At 69.2% G+C, this 12,781-nt stretch carries 14 protein-coding genes; 3 read left to right on the forward strand and 11 right to left on the reverse strand.

What is annotated here, in order from left to right:
* Positions 1-134: 134 nt before the first annotated feature.
* On the forward strand, positions 135-1,085 hold the full coding sequence (locus AC1DG4_RS12565) for a D-2-hydroxyacid dehydrogenase (protein WP_477381084.1): 951 nt from the start codon (positions 135-137) through the stop codon (positions 1,083-1,085).
* Between the two features lie 51 nt (positions 1,086-1,136).
* Positions 1,137-2,333, forward strand: a complete 1,197-nt coding sequence (locus AC1DG4_RS12570; protein WP_477381086.1) for a mandelate racemase/muconate lactonizing enzyme family protein — start codon at positions 1,137-1,139, stop codon at positions 2,331-2,333.
* Between the two features lie 11 nt (positions 2,334-2,344).
* Here the strand turns inward: AC1DG4_RS12570 and AC1DG4_RS12575 are convergent, their stop codons facing one another.
* From AC1DG4_RS12575 to AC1DG4_RS12595, 5 genes are all read right to left on the reverse strand, one after another.
* Entirely contained in the window at positions 2,345-3,235 is an 891-nt protein-coding gene (locus AC1DG4_RS12575; protein ID WP_477381088.1) for a hypothetical protein, read from the reverse strand.
* A 67-nt stretch (positions 3,236-3,302) separates the two neighbouring features.
* The gene (locus AC1DG4_RS12580) at positions 3,303-3,998 is read right to left on the reverse strand and encodes an SGNH/GDSL hydrolase family protein (protein WP_477381089.1); all 696 of its coding nucleotides are present in this window, start codon (positions 3,996-3,998) and stop codon (positions 3,303-3,305) included.
* Between the two features lie 347 nt (positions 3,999-4,345).
* Complete coding sequence (locus tag AC1DG4_RS12585) at positions 4,346-5,611, reverse strand: hypothetical protein (RefSeq protein WP_477381091.1); 1,266 nt, start codon at positions 5,609-5,611, stop codon at positions 4,346-4,348.
* 195 nt (positions 5,612-5,806) lie between these two features.
* On the reverse strand, positions 5,807-7,051 hold the full coding sequence (locus AC1DG4_RS12590; protein ID WP_477381093.1) for a hypothetical protein: 1,245 nt from the start codon (positions 7,049-7,051) through the stop codon (positions 5,807-5,809).
* A gap of 424 nt (positions 7,052-7,475) precedes the next feature.
* A complete protein-coding gene (locus AC1DG4_RS12595; RefSeq protein WP_477381095.1) occupies positions 7,476-8,744 on the reverse strand; it encodes a hypothetical protein in 1,269 nt (422 codons plus the stop codon).
* A gap of 123 nt (positions 8,745-8,867) precedes the next feature.
* On the opposite strand from AC1DG4_RS12595, the gene AC1DG4_RS12600 reads away from it, so the two are divergent.
* The gene (locus AC1DG4_RS12600) at positions 8,868-10,508 is read left to right on the forward strand and encodes a LuxR C-terminal-related transcriptional regulator (RefSeq protein ID WP_477381096.1); all 1,641 of its coding nucleotides are present in this window, start codon (positions 8,868-8,870) and stop codon (positions 10,506-10,508) included.
* Between the two features lie 36 nt (positions 10,509-10,544).
* Here AC1DG4_RS12600 and AC1DG4_RS12605 read toward each other — a convergent pair whose 3' ends face one another.
* The 6 genes from AC1DG4_RS12605 to AC1DG4_RS12630 all read right to left on the reverse strand — a co-directional run bounded on the left by AC1DG4_RS12605 (position 10,545) and on the right by AC1DG4_RS12630 (position 12,729).
* A complete protein-coding gene (locus tag AC1DG4_RS12605; RefSeq protein ID WP_477381098.1) occupies positions 10,545-10,880 on the reverse strand; it encodes a hypothetical protein in 336 nt (111 codons plus the stop codon).
* Entirely contained in the window at positions 10,880-11,497 is a 618-nt protein-coding gene (locus tag AC1DG4_RS12610; protein ID WP_477381100.1) for an Asp23/Gls24 family envelope stress response protein, read from the reverse strand. The genes AC1DG4_RS12605 and AC1DG4_RS12610 overlap by 1 nt, the downstream gene beginning before the upstream one ends.
* Complete coding sequence (locus AC1DG4_RS12615; RefSeq protein WP_477421272.1) at positions 11,494-11,622, reverse strand: RNA polymerase sigma factor; 129 nt, start codon at positions 11,620-11,622, stop codon at positions 11,494-11,496. Before AC1DG4_RS12615 ends, AC1DG4_RS12610 begins: the two co-directional genes overlap by 4 nt.
* Positions 11,562-12,068 (reverse strand): RNA polymerase sigma factor, encoded by a 507-nt coding sequence (locus AC1DG4_RS12620; RefSeq protein WP_477420420.1) that lies wholly within the window; start codon positions 12,066-12,068, stop codon positions 11,562-11,564. The genes AC1DG4_RS12615 and AC1DG4_RS12620 overlap by 61 nt, the downstream gene beginning before the upstream one ends.
* Positions 12,069-12,179: 111 nt before the next feature.
* A complete protein-coding gene (locus AC1DG4_RS12625) occupies positions 12,180-12,446 on the reverse strand; it encodes a GlsB/YeaQ/YmgE family stress response membrane protein (RefSeq protein WP_477381104.1) in 267 nt (88 codons plus the stop codon).
* 43 nt (positions 12,447-12,489) lie between these two features.
* Positions 12,490-12,729 carry a hypothetical protein gene (locus AC1DG4_RS12630; protein ID WP_477381105.1) on the reverse strand — a complete coding sequence of 80 codons (240 nt, stop codon included), beginning with the start codon at positions 12,727-12,729 and terminating at the stop codon, positions 12,490-12,492.
* Between the last annotated feature and the right edge of the window lie 52 nt (positions 12,730-12,781).

Here is a 12,781-nt window from a genome sequence, read left to right on the forward strand (position 1 = left end):
TCGGTGAGAGCAGTAGATCAGATATCTGATATCTAGTCAAAGCGGATCCTCGCGAGCGACGCCACGGCTTGACGCGCCGACGGTCACTCCCCTAGCCTCCTTGTCAGATATCTGATCTCTCTCGGAGGAGCTTCATGGACGTCGCAGTACTCGCCCATCTCGACGACCGCGCGCGCTGGCTCTGTCGCGATGGGCTGGCAGGCGACATCGTCCATTGGCGGGCGCCTGGACCGGACGCACCGGAGTGGGACGACGCCTACCGCGACTGCGAGATCGTCTTCGGCACGATCCCTTCATCGTGGATTCCGCGCCTCACCGCGCTGCGATGGCTGCAGCTGGAATCGACCGGCTTCGAGTACTACCGGGACGTCGCCGCGGAGATCTCACGCCGCGGCATCGTCGTCACCAACCTTCGCGGCCAGTTCGCCGAACCCGCGGCGGAGACCGCTCTCGCCGGCGCACTGAGTCTGATCCGCGGAGCGGGCGTCCTCGCCCTTGCCCAGCAGGAGCGACGGTGGCGGAGCCTGGAAGTGAGGCCGCGGACGACGCTTCTCGCGCGCAGCAACGTGCTCGTGCTCGGCGCGGGCGCGATCGGAGGGCATGTCCGGCGAGTGCTCGAGGCCTTCGGCAGCCGCGTGCAGAGCTTCGCCCGCAGCTCGCCGCAGGCCGAGCTGCACGATCTGACGTCGCTCGACGCCGCTCTCCCGGGTGCCGATCTCGTCATCAGCTGCTTGCCGAGCACGCCGGACACGCGGTTGCTGTTCGATCGGGACAGGCTCGCGAGACTCTCCCGCTCGGCGATTCTGGTGAACATCGGACGAGGGGACCTGATCGACGAGGACGCCCTTGCCGATGCGCTCGAAGCCGGTGCGATCGGAGGGTGCGTGCTGGACGTGACGTCGGAAGAACCGCTTCCTCCGACGAGCCGGCTCTGGGCCGCGCCGAGTGTCATCCTGACCCAGCACACTGCCGGAGGGCACCGCGACGAGCTCGCGGACAAGGCCGTCTACTTCTTGGCGAACCTGGCGCGATGGAAGACGGGTGCCGCGCTCGACGGCGAGATCGACGTGCGGCTCGGCTACTGACGCCGGCACCCGAGGCATCCGAATGTCCGCCACGAAGATGAAGAGGGACCGATGGCCATCATCCGAAGAGTCCGACCGATCCTGTTGAGCGCCCCCTACGGCGACCCGGAGAACAGCATGGAGAACATCCTGCATCTTCCGGGCGGGTTGCGGACGGCGGGGTTCGTCGAAGTCACCCTGAGCGACGGCGCCGTGGGAATCGGCGAAGGCTACCTCGCCGTCTTCGCCCCCCAGGTCTTCCGCAGCATCGTGGAACTCCTCGAGCCGGTCCTCGTCGGCGCGGACGCCGAGGATCTCGGAGGCCGCATCCGAGATCTCATCAGCGCTACGGGATACTGGAGCCTCCAAGGAGCAGCGCGGCATGTCATCAGCGCGATCGAGATCGCTCTGCAGGACTGCGCGGCCCGCTCCGTGAACGAGCCGCTCTGGCGGTACCTCGGCGGTACGCGGGATCGTCCTCTCCGCGCGTATGCCAGCGGCGGCGACTCGCGGACACCGCAGGCCATGCTCGCCGAGATCGAGCAGGTCTCGGATCTCGGGATCGACGTGTTCAAGATCCGGGCCAGGGCCGATCAGATCGAGAAGGCGCGATGGACGCAGCGCGCCGCCGCCGGGAAAGGTGTCGGCGTCGCGATCGACATGACACAGAACCTCGCCGTGCCTTCGCAGACCGTTGAGGATGTTCTCCGCTTCGTGACGCGGATCACGAGCGAGAGCGGCACGCCTCCGGTGTTCCTCGAGGAGGTGCTGGGGCCCGATCAGATCCATCGCCTGCCGGAGCTCAGAGCGAGCACTGACGTCCCGATCGCCGGCGGCGAGATCGTCACCACGGAAGCCGAGCTCTGCGACAGGGTGCGTGCCGGGTCGTATGACATCGTCCAGCCCGATGCCACGGTGATCGGGGGGATCCGACCCGTCCTCGACGTCTTCACCGTCGCTCGGACGATGGCCGCCGATGTGTACGTGCACTGCTGGGGCGCCGGAGTGGGAGTCCTGGCCAACTACCACGCGGCCTCGGCCGGCGGGGGCGAGGTCGTCGAGTGGCCGCTGCCTCCCTATGCGTTGCGCGCGGAGCTGCTGCGCGACGTCGTGTCCATCGCGGACGGCCGGGTCACGCTCGGTGAGAAGCCGGGCCTCGGCATCGAGCTGACGGCCGACATCGAGCAGGAGTTCCCGTTTCGTGAGGACGCGGTCTATTCCTGCCTGGTCGACAGCGCCCTTGCGGCGAAGGGCTGGCAGGCGGCCTGAGATCGACCGGCTCAGCGCTCCGGGTGCTGCAACGGCGCGGCCTGACGCAGCGGCTCTCCTGCGGCGAGCGGATCGCGCACCGGGAGGGGATCCGCGACCGGCTGCGGGACCGGATCCGGATCCGCCGACTCGACCTGATCTGCGGCTGAGGGTGCGGGCGCCGCGGCAGGGTGGGACTCGAGCTGCAGTGCGACCTTCTTCTCGAGGTTCTCCACGGCGGCGTCCGAGAGGTCGATGAGGCCGTCCAGTTCCTCCCGCACGCGACGGTAGGCGGTCTGGCGTTCGGCAGGTGTGGCGGACTGGTCGACGGCGACCTTGAGCATGTGCTGCGCGCGCTCGAGGCGCTTGCGCTCGATGTCGGTGAAGGTCGAGTCGCGCAGGCGACGGGCGTCCTTCTCCGCAATCTCGAAGGCGACGGCGTAGTTGCCGACCGCGTCGAGGTATTCGGTGACCTGCTGCTCTGTGACCTTCGCGTCGGACGTGCTCGGCCGCAGCGCGTCGGCGATCTTCTTCGCACGCAGGAAGGCGGCGGTCAGCGGCTGACGCCCGTCGCTCATCGCGGGGAACGCGATCATCTTGGCGACATCGAGCTCATAGTCCAGCCAGCGGGCGGTGATCCCGTCATGCTCGGCGAACAGGCGCTCGAGCAGTTCCTTCGAGGAGTTCGCCTGCTGCTGAGCGACGGCTCGCGGCGACAGTTGCGGCGCGGCCTGGCCGCGGGCGGCGAGCTGGGCGGCCTTGATCTCGCCCTTCAGCCTCAGCGTCTCCAGCCGCTGCAGGTGGTGCTGTCGGGACAGCATCTGCCACCTCCGCGCAAGACCGCCGGCCACGCCCATGAGAGGGAACACCAGCCACCAGTAGTGTTGCGCGAACGCCCAGAACCCGTTCAAGAACTCCTGCATGATGCCCTCAGCATAAGCCGCGTGCACCTGAACCGGCATTGGTTCTGCGGCGCCTACGCGCCTGTGGTCAGTCCAGTCGCGCGGCGGCGACGTCGGCGCGGAGTTTCGGGAGCACGCGGGACCCGGCCGGGTCCAGCCCGAGCGCCGTGGCGAGTTCGAGCGCGAGGGCCTCGTGCCCGGCGGCGTTGGGGTGGAACGGGTCGTTCATGAGGCCCCAGGGCACCCCGCCGCCGCCGAGCTCGGCGTAGCGGGCGAACTGGTCCACGAGGATCGCGTCCTCGGCCGCCGCGACATCGCGGACAGCCTGGGCGAACGCGCCGATGCGGGCGCGCTCCGGAGCGTTCGGCACGTCCACCGCGGGCGGCGTCTGCAGCACGGGGATCGCGCCGAGCGCACGCACGCGCTGCACGAACTCGGTGAGCGACAGGGCGAAGTCCGCCGGAGTGATCACGGGGAACACGCCCGCGTCCGAGCAGTCGTTCGTGCCGATCATGAGCGTGACCACCTGCGGTCGCCACGTGGCGACCCGCCGGTCGAAGTCCTCCAGGATCTGCACGATCCGCCAGCCGCTGATCGCCGTGTCGATGACGGCGTCGTGCACTCGCCCGAGCTCGCCTCGGACGATCTCGTGCAGGTGCTCCGCGTAGGTGCGTCCGCCCTGCGTGTGCACGAGCCCGTGCGTGATCGAGTCTCCCGTGAGCACCCAGGTGAGCGGGGTATCGGCGGAGAGGGCGCGGGCGAGGACGTCGGCGTCGGCGGTCATGGATCCCTTTCTACGGCACCGACCGTTGTGAAACAGGGGTTGCCATGCTGGTATATCGGTTGGATCATCAACGGACGGGGTTGTGCACGACTCCGATCGGCCCTGCGGGACTGAGGGCCGGGTGGGGCGCCTCGACCATTCTGTGGCCGTTCCCCAGACGGCTGGCCGTTCCCCAGACGGTCGGCGAGGCGCTCCGCCGTTCCGACGCGGCGCCGCCGGAACTCAGAGGGTGGGCAGGAAGAGGCGATCCAGGTGCGCGTCGATCGCGGGTTCTGGCCTCACCCCGACGTTGTCCGGATCGCAGCCGGAATGGCGGCGGACGCGCGTGCCGCCATTCCGTTGCCGCGTCAGCAGGCGAGCGTGTGCGTGTAGGTCGCGATCGGGTCGGTGCCGCCGTAGAGGTGCACGACGGCGCTCGTCACCGCGGTGTCGAGGACGATCGGAGCGTTGGCTCCCGCGTTGTAGTAGACCAGCCGGCCGTCCGGCGCGAGGTAGGTCGCGTGCCCCACGACGACGGAGTTCGCCGGAACGCCCGTCGCCGTCTGGTAGGTGCCGTTGGTGACGCTGTAGACCGCGGGGATCCCGGTGGTCACATACGTCACATAGGGGTCGGTGCCGCCGTAGAGCGCCGTGGTCGCGCTCGAGACGCCGGAGCTGACCACGATCGCCGTGCCGGTGGCGGCCCGGTAGTAGTACAGAAGCCCGTCGGCGGCGAGGAAGGTGGAGTGGCCGACGGCGGTGGTGCCGGCCGGGACGCCGGTCGCGGTGATGTAGCTCCCGGTCGTGGCGTTGTACGCCCGCGCGGCGCCACCGGCGACGAACGTCAGCACGGGCTGCGTGCCGGCCAAGAGTGACACCTTCGCGCTCGACACCCCGGAGGCGACCAGGACAGCCGTGTTCGTGGCCGAGTTGAAGTAGTACAGGTCCCCGTTGGCGGCGAGGAACGTCGCGTGCCCGACCGCCGTGGACCCGTTCGGTATGCCGGCTGCGGTGATCGTGGTGCCCGTGGCCACATCCTGCACCATCGCGACCCCGCCCGACACGTACGTGGAGTAGGACTGGGTGCCGCCGATGAGGACGGTCGTGCCGCTGGTGACGTTCGTCGCGAGTGGCATCGCTTTGCCTGCGACCGTGTTGAAGTACACGAGGCTGCCGTCAGGGTTGAGGTAGGTTCCGTGGCCGACAGCGACCGAGCCGAGCGGGATTCCGGTCGCGGGCGGGTTCCCGCTCGAGACGACGTCGTAGATCTTCGCCCCGACCTGAGCCGTCACCGTCACCGGCGCGGTCGCGTTCGCCCCGGTCATCGACGCACCCATGGACGGCACGGAGGCCGCGTTGGGCTTCGCGGTGATCGCGGGCAGGACCACTTTGCCGTTCGGGTCCGTGGTGAAGCTGCGGGGACCGGTGAACCCGTCCGCCCAGGTGAGACCGTTCGGCAGGACGACACTCACCGTCGTGCTCGCCGCGGGCGTCGTTCCGTTCGTCGTCGCCGCGAGAGTCACATCGGTCAGGTTGCTGCACCCGCCTACGGCGTAGGGGCCGTTGACGAACTTCAGCGTCGGTGCGCCCACCGACGCCGCAGCCAGCGGCATCGCAGCAGCCGTCGCGATCACCGGGACGCTCCACGCTGCGCCGCGAACGAGCGTGCGCCGACTGATCCGTCCCGCTGTGGCAGCCGACGACGGCCCACCCTCAGGAGCGTTCGGCTCCTGAGTCTTTCCCGCTGCGCGTCCTTGCAACACCTTGATGCTTCCCTTCGCTGTTGAACTCATGGCTTCGTCGCTACTGCTGTCACCGTGTCGCGGACATCAGCACGCAACCGACTCGACGTAGGTGACGCCGTCGACGCCCGCGGTGAACTCGCCCCCGACCGCGCTGACCACGTTCGATGCCGCGAGATCGTTGCCGTGGTAGAGACGACCGTCGGCGGCGAGGAAGAAGCTCCACCCGACCGGAGTCGCGCCGGCCGGCACCGTGGCGAAAGTGGTGGTGATGGGCGTCGACCCATCGGGGAACCACTGGTAGGACTTGGCGACGCCGCCCTCGACGAAGGAGACCCCGTCGGTGGCTCCGGTCGTCAGGTCGCCCAGCTGATCTCCGACCGCGGCGCTGACACCGGTCCCCACGAGCTCGCCCGAGCTGTGGTACAGGTCGCCGCCGGCGGTGAGGACGAAGTTGTGGCCCACCGCCTTCGCGCCGGCGCCGCGGGGAACGGCCGGGAAGTCGCGCTGGATGGCGCTGGAAGGATCTGTGGGGTTGATGAGGTAGATACGTGCCTGCCCGTTCGTCACGTACGTCACGGACTCGGCTCCAACGATCTGCTCGCCCACGGCGCTCGTGACGCCCGTGTCGATGAGATCGTTGCCGTGGTACAGCTCGCCGGCGGGGGTGAGGAAGAAGTTCCAGCCCACGGCCTTCGCCCCGGTCGGAACGCCGGTGAGGGCGGTTGCCGTGATCGCGTCGGTCGCCGGGTCCCACTTCCAGATGTTCGCGACGCCGTTCTCGTCGACGTACGCGACACCGTCCAGCACGCCGTTGGTCGCGTCGCCCTGGGTGTCTCCGACGGCGCTGGAGACATTCGATGCGATCAGTGTGTCGCCGTGATACAGCTTCCCGCCCGGGCCGAAGAAGAAGTTCCACCCGGCCGAGGTCGCGGCGGGGTTCGCGAACGTCACGATCGTCCCGTCACCGGCACGCCAGTCTCGGGCGACGAGGTTCGGGGTCACGGTGACCGGAGCGGTCGCCGTGGCGCCGGTGCTGGACGTCGCGGTGAGCACCGCGTTGGTCGCGGATGCACCGAGGATCTGTCCGGACGGGATGGTGATGCTGCCGGTCGCGTCCGTCGGCGAGAAGGACTTGGGGGCGGTGGAGCCATCGGCCCACCGCAGCCCGGCCGGGAGCGTGACCGTCACGGTCTTTCCGGTGTCGGGTGTCGTGCCGTTCGACGTGAGATTCAGGATCACGTCGCCCACAGGCCCGCACCCGGTCGCCGAGTACGGTCCATTGACGAACTTCAGGGCCGGTGCAGCCACCGATGCCGCGGCCAGCGGCATCGCCGCAGCCGTGGCGATGATGGGGAGACTCCACGCCGCACCTCGAACCACCGTGCGTCGGCTGACCCGGCCGCTCCGAACGCCGCCGCCGCCCTCCGTGGCCTCCGTTGCCTCCAGTGATTCAATTGCCCGACCTTGCAACATCTTCGTATATCTCCTTCGTCATCACGCTCTGGAAATCAGGTTCACGAGGCCGACCGCAGGCGCGAAGATCGCGTCCCGCCAACAGGCGTCAAGGTCTTGCGCTCACGCCGGCGGAGCGCCGCCCCACTCCCCACGCTCGGCCGGTATCGGATACTCAACAGACTGTCCGAGCAGCCCCGACGAAGCGACGGATTCCGGGGTGAAATGGGGGTGAAAACGGCGCACGGCGCCTCTGCGACGGGCTGTGAGCGCGGCTAGACGGTCGGTCGGATCGCGGTGCTCACCGGCGTCGCTGACGGAGCGCCGACGTGAGTGCGACGGCGATCCAACTCAACGGGATGAGGGCGAGCAGCAGGAACAGTGCGGAGTAGTCCGGAACGCCCCTGATCGCGATCACGGCCCCGAGGACGAGCGACGGACCGATGAGCGAGCCGATGCCGGTGACGGCGCTGTACACGCCCAGCCTCCTTCCCGCCCTTTCCGATGTCGCGAGCGCCAACGCCGCTGTGAAGAGCACGGTGGTGCTGACGCCGATGGCGATCCCGCTGAGAAGGCCCGCGATCGCCAGCAGCGCGAGAGAGGTCGACATCGCCCGGAGGATCAACCCCGACGCCAGCAGCACTCCTGCGATGGACAGGAGGGGCAGCGGGCGTCTCAGCACGCCGGGGAGGATCAACATGACCACGGACGCTCCGACGAGACCGAGGAGGGCCACTCCCAGAACAAGGGTTCCCGCCTGCGTCGCCTGATCCCATCCGAGGCCGAGACGTGCCACGACATCCAGCGGGTGGTACGTCAGGTACGCCGACAAGGCGACCTGCGAGCTGAAGCCGAGCACCAGCACCGCGCCCCACGACATCCGCGACGCCTCCGCGGGGTCCGGCCCAGGTGCGGGCGCGGAGCTTCGTGGGCGATCCAGGACAGCTGCCGACGGAGGGGTCCGTACCAGTGCGATCGCGGCCACCGCCACCGCGAACAGCGCGAGGCCGACCGACGTCCACCACGCGGATCCGGGCAGGAGCATCAACAACGCGATGGGGATCAGTATCCCCACGGACGCGACCACGATCATGACCACCGCATTGCGCTCTCGCCGAACGGCCGGGACGTGCGTCAGCAGAGCCCGCGATACCGCGATCGCTCCCGACAGGCCCGCCTGTGCCAGGCCCCAGCCGGCGGCGAGCTCCCATCCGGAATGGGCGAGGCTCATCCACGCGAGCGCGAAGACCCCGAGGACCGTTCCTCCGAAGAGCACCCCCCACCGGCTACGGGCCGACCGCGTCCCGAGATCTGCGGCCCACCCTGCAAGCAGTGCGCCCACGATCGCGCTGCCGGAGCCGACGGCGATGCTGGCCGCTGTCCAGCCCGCAGCAGCGGCGGCTCCCTCGATCTCCGATGCTCGTCGCGCTAGCGCCACGGTCGCCGGAGGAACGAGGGCGGCGAGCAGGAAGAACTTCGTGAGGTTCACCTGCAGGCCGAGCATCCGTGTCTCATCGGCTGGCGCGTCCTGGCCAACACCGGGCAGCGATTCTCCCGCGACGTGGTTCATGGCGGCCTCTCGTCCGGAAAGCCCGTCTCTGTCCTGGGCGGCATGATCGGGCGGGCGCTCGCCGGAGCGGGGCGCCGTGCCCGCGGTCGGTCGGGGTGCGACGACTCCGGCAGAATATCGGATATGGAGAGCACGCCGTCTCTGGCTGACGGACAGACGAGCGACACACCCGGCACAGAAGAACCCGTCCGGCATGACCCCGGGTTGGCCGTGCCGGCGACCGTGCAGGAGATCTCGGACGCCGTCGCGATCGAGGACTACGACGCCGTCATGGATCTGCTCCGGGCCGACTGGTTCGCGCTCATCGCCGCCCATTCGGATGAGCTGCGCGGTCTTTTCCGTGATCTGCCGCAGTCCGACCTCCAGAACCGTCCGCTTCTCGGATTCGCGTACGGCCTGTCGTTCTATGGTCTCCCGCATCATCGTCTCCGGTCCGCTCGCATCCTCGTCTCCGTGCTGCGGGCGGCGCACGGCAAGAAGCGCGAGCTCCCCGCGATCGATCGCGCCCTCATCCGGGCCAGTGAAGCGGTCGCGTATCGCCTCCTCGGCCGTCCCCGTCTGGGGCTGCGCTCTGCGCGGGCGGCGGTGCGCGCGCTCGATGGCCTGAGCGACGACCAGCGTGAGGAGGTCGGTGACATCCCACGGATCTACAGCCAGATCGGGACGTCGTTCTACCGCGCGGGAAACGTCGAGGAGGCGCTCGGGACGCTGGTGAAGGGCTACGCCGAAGCCGCACCGGAGCGCCCGCGCAACGGGTTCGGGAACATCTCGATGCTGGCGGGCATCCACGCCTTTCGCGGTGACATGGGGCTCGCGGCGCAATACACCGGGCTCGCGCGTGAAGATTGCTGGACGGATGTCCAGAGGTCGATGTATCCGGGCACCTTCTACCGCCTGGCCGAGGCGATGATCGCCCTCGAGCGATTCGACACCGCCGCGGCGCGCGAGCATCTGACGAGCATGGTCCACGACCGCGACACGATCGAATTCTGGGCGGAGATCGCGATCGTCGAGGCCTGGACGGAGCTCGTCGACGGGCGACCGGGGGAAGCGATCGCGCGACTCGACGCGTTCGTCGCCAGGCGGGGCGCAGACGGACGGTCCGTCGAGTCGCGGCACCGGCTCGCCGGTGTCCGCGGAGTGATCCATCTCGCGCTCGGTGACCCCCACGCCGCCTCGGTCATCCTCCGCCGTGATCTGGGCTCCGGCGCCGACGCGCATGTCCAGCGGGCGCGTGTCGCTCTGGTCCTCGGTCGCATCGACACGGCTCTCAGCGAATCGCGGCACGCCGTCGTCGCAGAGCTCTCCTCCCGCTCGGAGGCAGAACGGCTGACGATCGAGCTGGCCGCTCTTCTGCGCGCCGCGCCATCGGCTCGGACTGCGAGACTTGCGCTGCAGCTCGCCGCCGTCCTGGAGCACAGCGGGCAACGACTGGCACTCGTGCTGATCCCGCCCACCGACCTCGAGCGGATCAGGAGAGCGCTCGCGGACGTCGGTCGCGCCGACATCGCTCAGAACATTCCGGCGCGGTCGCTCCTGCTGCACGGGGAAGACGAGGCGAGCCTGACCGAGCGCGAAGCCGTCGTGCTCGGCGAACTCGTCCACACCTCATCGATCAAAGCCGTGGCGGCGAACCTCTACGTTTCGTCGAACACTGTCAAGTCCCAGGTCAGAAGCGCCTACCGCAAGCTCGGAGTGACGAATAGGGACGACGCGATCGCTGTTGCCCGCGCTCGCGGCCTCCTGCTCGACGGCGGTCTCTGACAGCTCTGCCCAAATGAGGGCACGACCGTCGTGTCCTCAACCCCCTGTCGAATCCGGCGACGCATCCAGATGGGCGACGGTGATGCGGATCTGCACGGGACCGGACGCCGCCTGCCGGATCATCCGCTGCACGGCGCGCGCGGTCTCCCCGGCCGGTCGGGCGTGGTCGAGACCGAGGGCGACGTCGATCCGCAGAGGATCTCCTGTGCGGATCGCGACGCGCGGTCCTGCATCGCCCGATCCCAGGAGGTTCGCGGCGGCCTCGCGCAGCAGGCCGGCACCGGAGGCGGGGTACACGACGGACACGCCGGGCTCGGCGAGCAGGTCCTTCTCGATGCGCGCCGCCAGTTCGGCGGCTTCTTCCTCGGTCATCACGCGTCGCCTCCGTCCTTCGGAAGATCTCTCACATCGTGCACGACGATATCGATCTCTGTGATGTTCAGCTCGGCATGGGTGCGCAGGCGATCGCCGATCTCGGTGCGCAGCCTTTCCGCGAGCCGGGCGATGGGCAGTCCGTACGGGACGCTGGCCTCCACGTGGATCCGGATCGGGGCGCCAGGGCTGGTCACGTCGCCGTCCAGGCGGCAGCGTCCGATGAGCACCCCGGGGATCCCGTCGCCCGCCGTGCGGATGAGGCCGCGCACGGCGCCCTCCGTGATGCCGAGATCGTCGTCGGGCTCCGGGACCGGGAGCGGGATGCGACGACCGGCCCTCGCATCGCGGGCGATCCCGTCGATGATCGACCTGACCCAGCTCTCGTCCGCCTGAGGCTCGGCCGCAGCGTCCTGGTCGAGCAGAGCGGGGCCGAGCCGGCGCAGGCGCTCGAGCGCGTCGAGGGCGATGCGGCAGCCCGGCGAAGAGTCGATCGAGGGGTCGGCGGGAGTTCTGCCGGCATCGAGATAATCCGCCAGCTCGTCCATGGTGTGGCCGTCGAGGTCCTCGGGCTCGAAGCCGAGGCCACCGGAGCCTGTGCTGTCGTCACGAGTCATCGCCACTCCTCCATTCGCACGATGATGTGCTTGCGGRCGCGGGCGAGCAGGCCGCGCACGGTGCTCACCGGTTGTCCCAGCTGTTCGGCGATCTCGTCGTACGAGCAGCCGCCGATCTCGCGCAGCACCCGGTCTCGCGCTGCCCGTCGGGCAGCTCCCGCAGCGCGTCGGCGAGGGCCGTCAGTTCGGCCCTCCGTTCGGCGCGCTGTTCCGGGCGGTCTTCGGCGCGAGCGGGCAGCTCGAGCCCTTCCGCGCCGTCGACTTCGAGATGCGGGCGCCGTGCGCGCACCTCGTCGATCGACTTCCTGCTCACGATCCGCATGAGCCAGCCGCGCACCCGGCCCATGTCGTCCAGCTCCGGGAGTCGCTGCCACGCCGTGATGAAGCTCTCCTGCACGATGTCGTCCACGCTCGCCGTCCCGCTGAGGATCCGGCGCGCATAGGCCCGCAGCAGAGGCGTATAGCGGCGCACGAGCACCGCGAACGCCTCGACGTCTCCGTCGGCGGCGCGGCCGGCGATCGTGCGGTCGTCCGCGGCCTCGAGGGCCGGTCCGCTGTCCAGGCCTGTCATCGATCACTCTCCCTTCGAGACGGGTGGCTGACGCGACCATGGGGCCGGCGTGCGACGCCGACCCCATCGTCACTCACGTGTGTGCTGCAGCGCGAGAACCGCGACGACGTGTCATGCGTTGCGACGGCGCCCGACGACGAGGCCGTAGATCAGCAGCACGACGAGCGAGCCGCCGATCGCGAGCAGCCAGGTCGCGAGGCTGAAGAACGACTCCAGGCCGACGTGGAAGATCAGTCCGCCCAGCCATCCGCCGAGCATGGCGCCCACGACGCCGAGGAGCAGCGTGACGAACCAGCCGCCGCCCTGCTTGCCGGGGAGGATCAGCTTGGCGATCGCTCCGGCGATGAGACCGAGGAGGAGGAAACCGAAGAATCCCATGAGTTGTTTTCCTTTCGTCGGCTCCGGACCTGCCGGAGCGGATTCACTTCTTGAAGAGTCGGCCGGCTTTGTCGGCGGCGTCCTTCGCCGCGTCCTTGGCCTTCTCGACGGTGTCGGCGACGACCTCCTTGACCTCGGCTGCGGCTTCCTTCAGCCGCCCCTCCGCCTGGTTCTCGCGGCCCTGGGCGGCGAGTCGCTCCTTGCCGGCGGCTTCGCCGATCCGCTCCTGGGCGTCGCCGGCGATCTGCTGAGTCTTCGCCTCGGCCTTGTCCTTCAGAGTCATGTCTTTTCCTTTCTCTGTCCCGGCGCCTTCGGCGCTGGTCGTCTGGGTGCTC

Source organism: Microbacterium sp. 05N427 (genome assembly GCF_056397105.1).

Coding starts and splice junctions, on each gene's coding strand:
- AC1DG4_RS12605 (WP_477381098.1), bottom strand. CDS start 10,880: ATGACCGAGGAAGAAGCCGCCGAACTGGCGGCGCGCATCGAGAAGGAC.
- AC1DG4_RS12620 (WP_477420420.1), bottom strand. CDS start 12,068: ATGACAGGCCTGGACAGCGGACCGGCCCTCGAGGCCGCGGACGACCGC.
- AC1DG4_RS12595 (WP_477381095.1), bottom strand. CDS start 8,744: ATGAACCACGTCGCGGGAGAATCGCTGCCCGGTGTTGGCCAGGACGCG.
- AC1DG4_RS12610 (WP_477381100.1), bottom strand. CDS start 11,497: ATGACTCGTGACGACAGCACAGGCTCCGGTGGCCTCGGCTTCGAGCCC.
- AC1DG4_RS12600 (WP_477381096.1), top strand. CDS start 8,868: ATGGAGAGCACGCCGTCTCTGGCTGACGGACAGACGAGCGACACACCC.
- AC1DG4_RS12565 (WP_477381084.1), top strand. CDS start 135: ATGGACGTCGCAGTACTCGCCCATCTCGACGACCGCGCGCGCTGGCTC.
- AC1DG4_RS12630 (WP_477381105.1), bottom strand. CDS start 12,729: ATGACTCTGAAGGACAAGGCCGAGGCGAAGACTCAGCAGATCGCCGGC.
- AC1DG4_RS12580 (WP_477381089.1), bottom strand. CDS start 3,998: ATGACCGCCGACGCCGACGTCCTCGCCCGCGCCCTCTCCGCCGATACC.
- AC1DG4_RS12570 (WP_477381086.1), top strand. CDS start 1,137: ATGGCCATCATCCGAAGAGTCCGACCGATCCTGTTGAGCGCCCCCTAC.
- AC1DG4_RS12575 (WP_477381088.1), bottom strand. CDS start 3,235: ATGCAGGAGTTCTTGAACGGGTTCTGGGCGTTCGCGCAACACTACTGG.
- AC1DG4_RS12590 (WP_477381093.1), bottom strand. CDS start 7,051: ATGCCGCTGGCCGCGGCATCGGTGGCTGCACCGGCCCTGAAGTTCGTC.
- AC1DG4_RS12625 (WP_477381104.1), bottom strand. CDS start 12,446: ATGGGATTCTTCGGTTTCCTCCTCCTCGGTCTCATCGCCGGAGCGATC.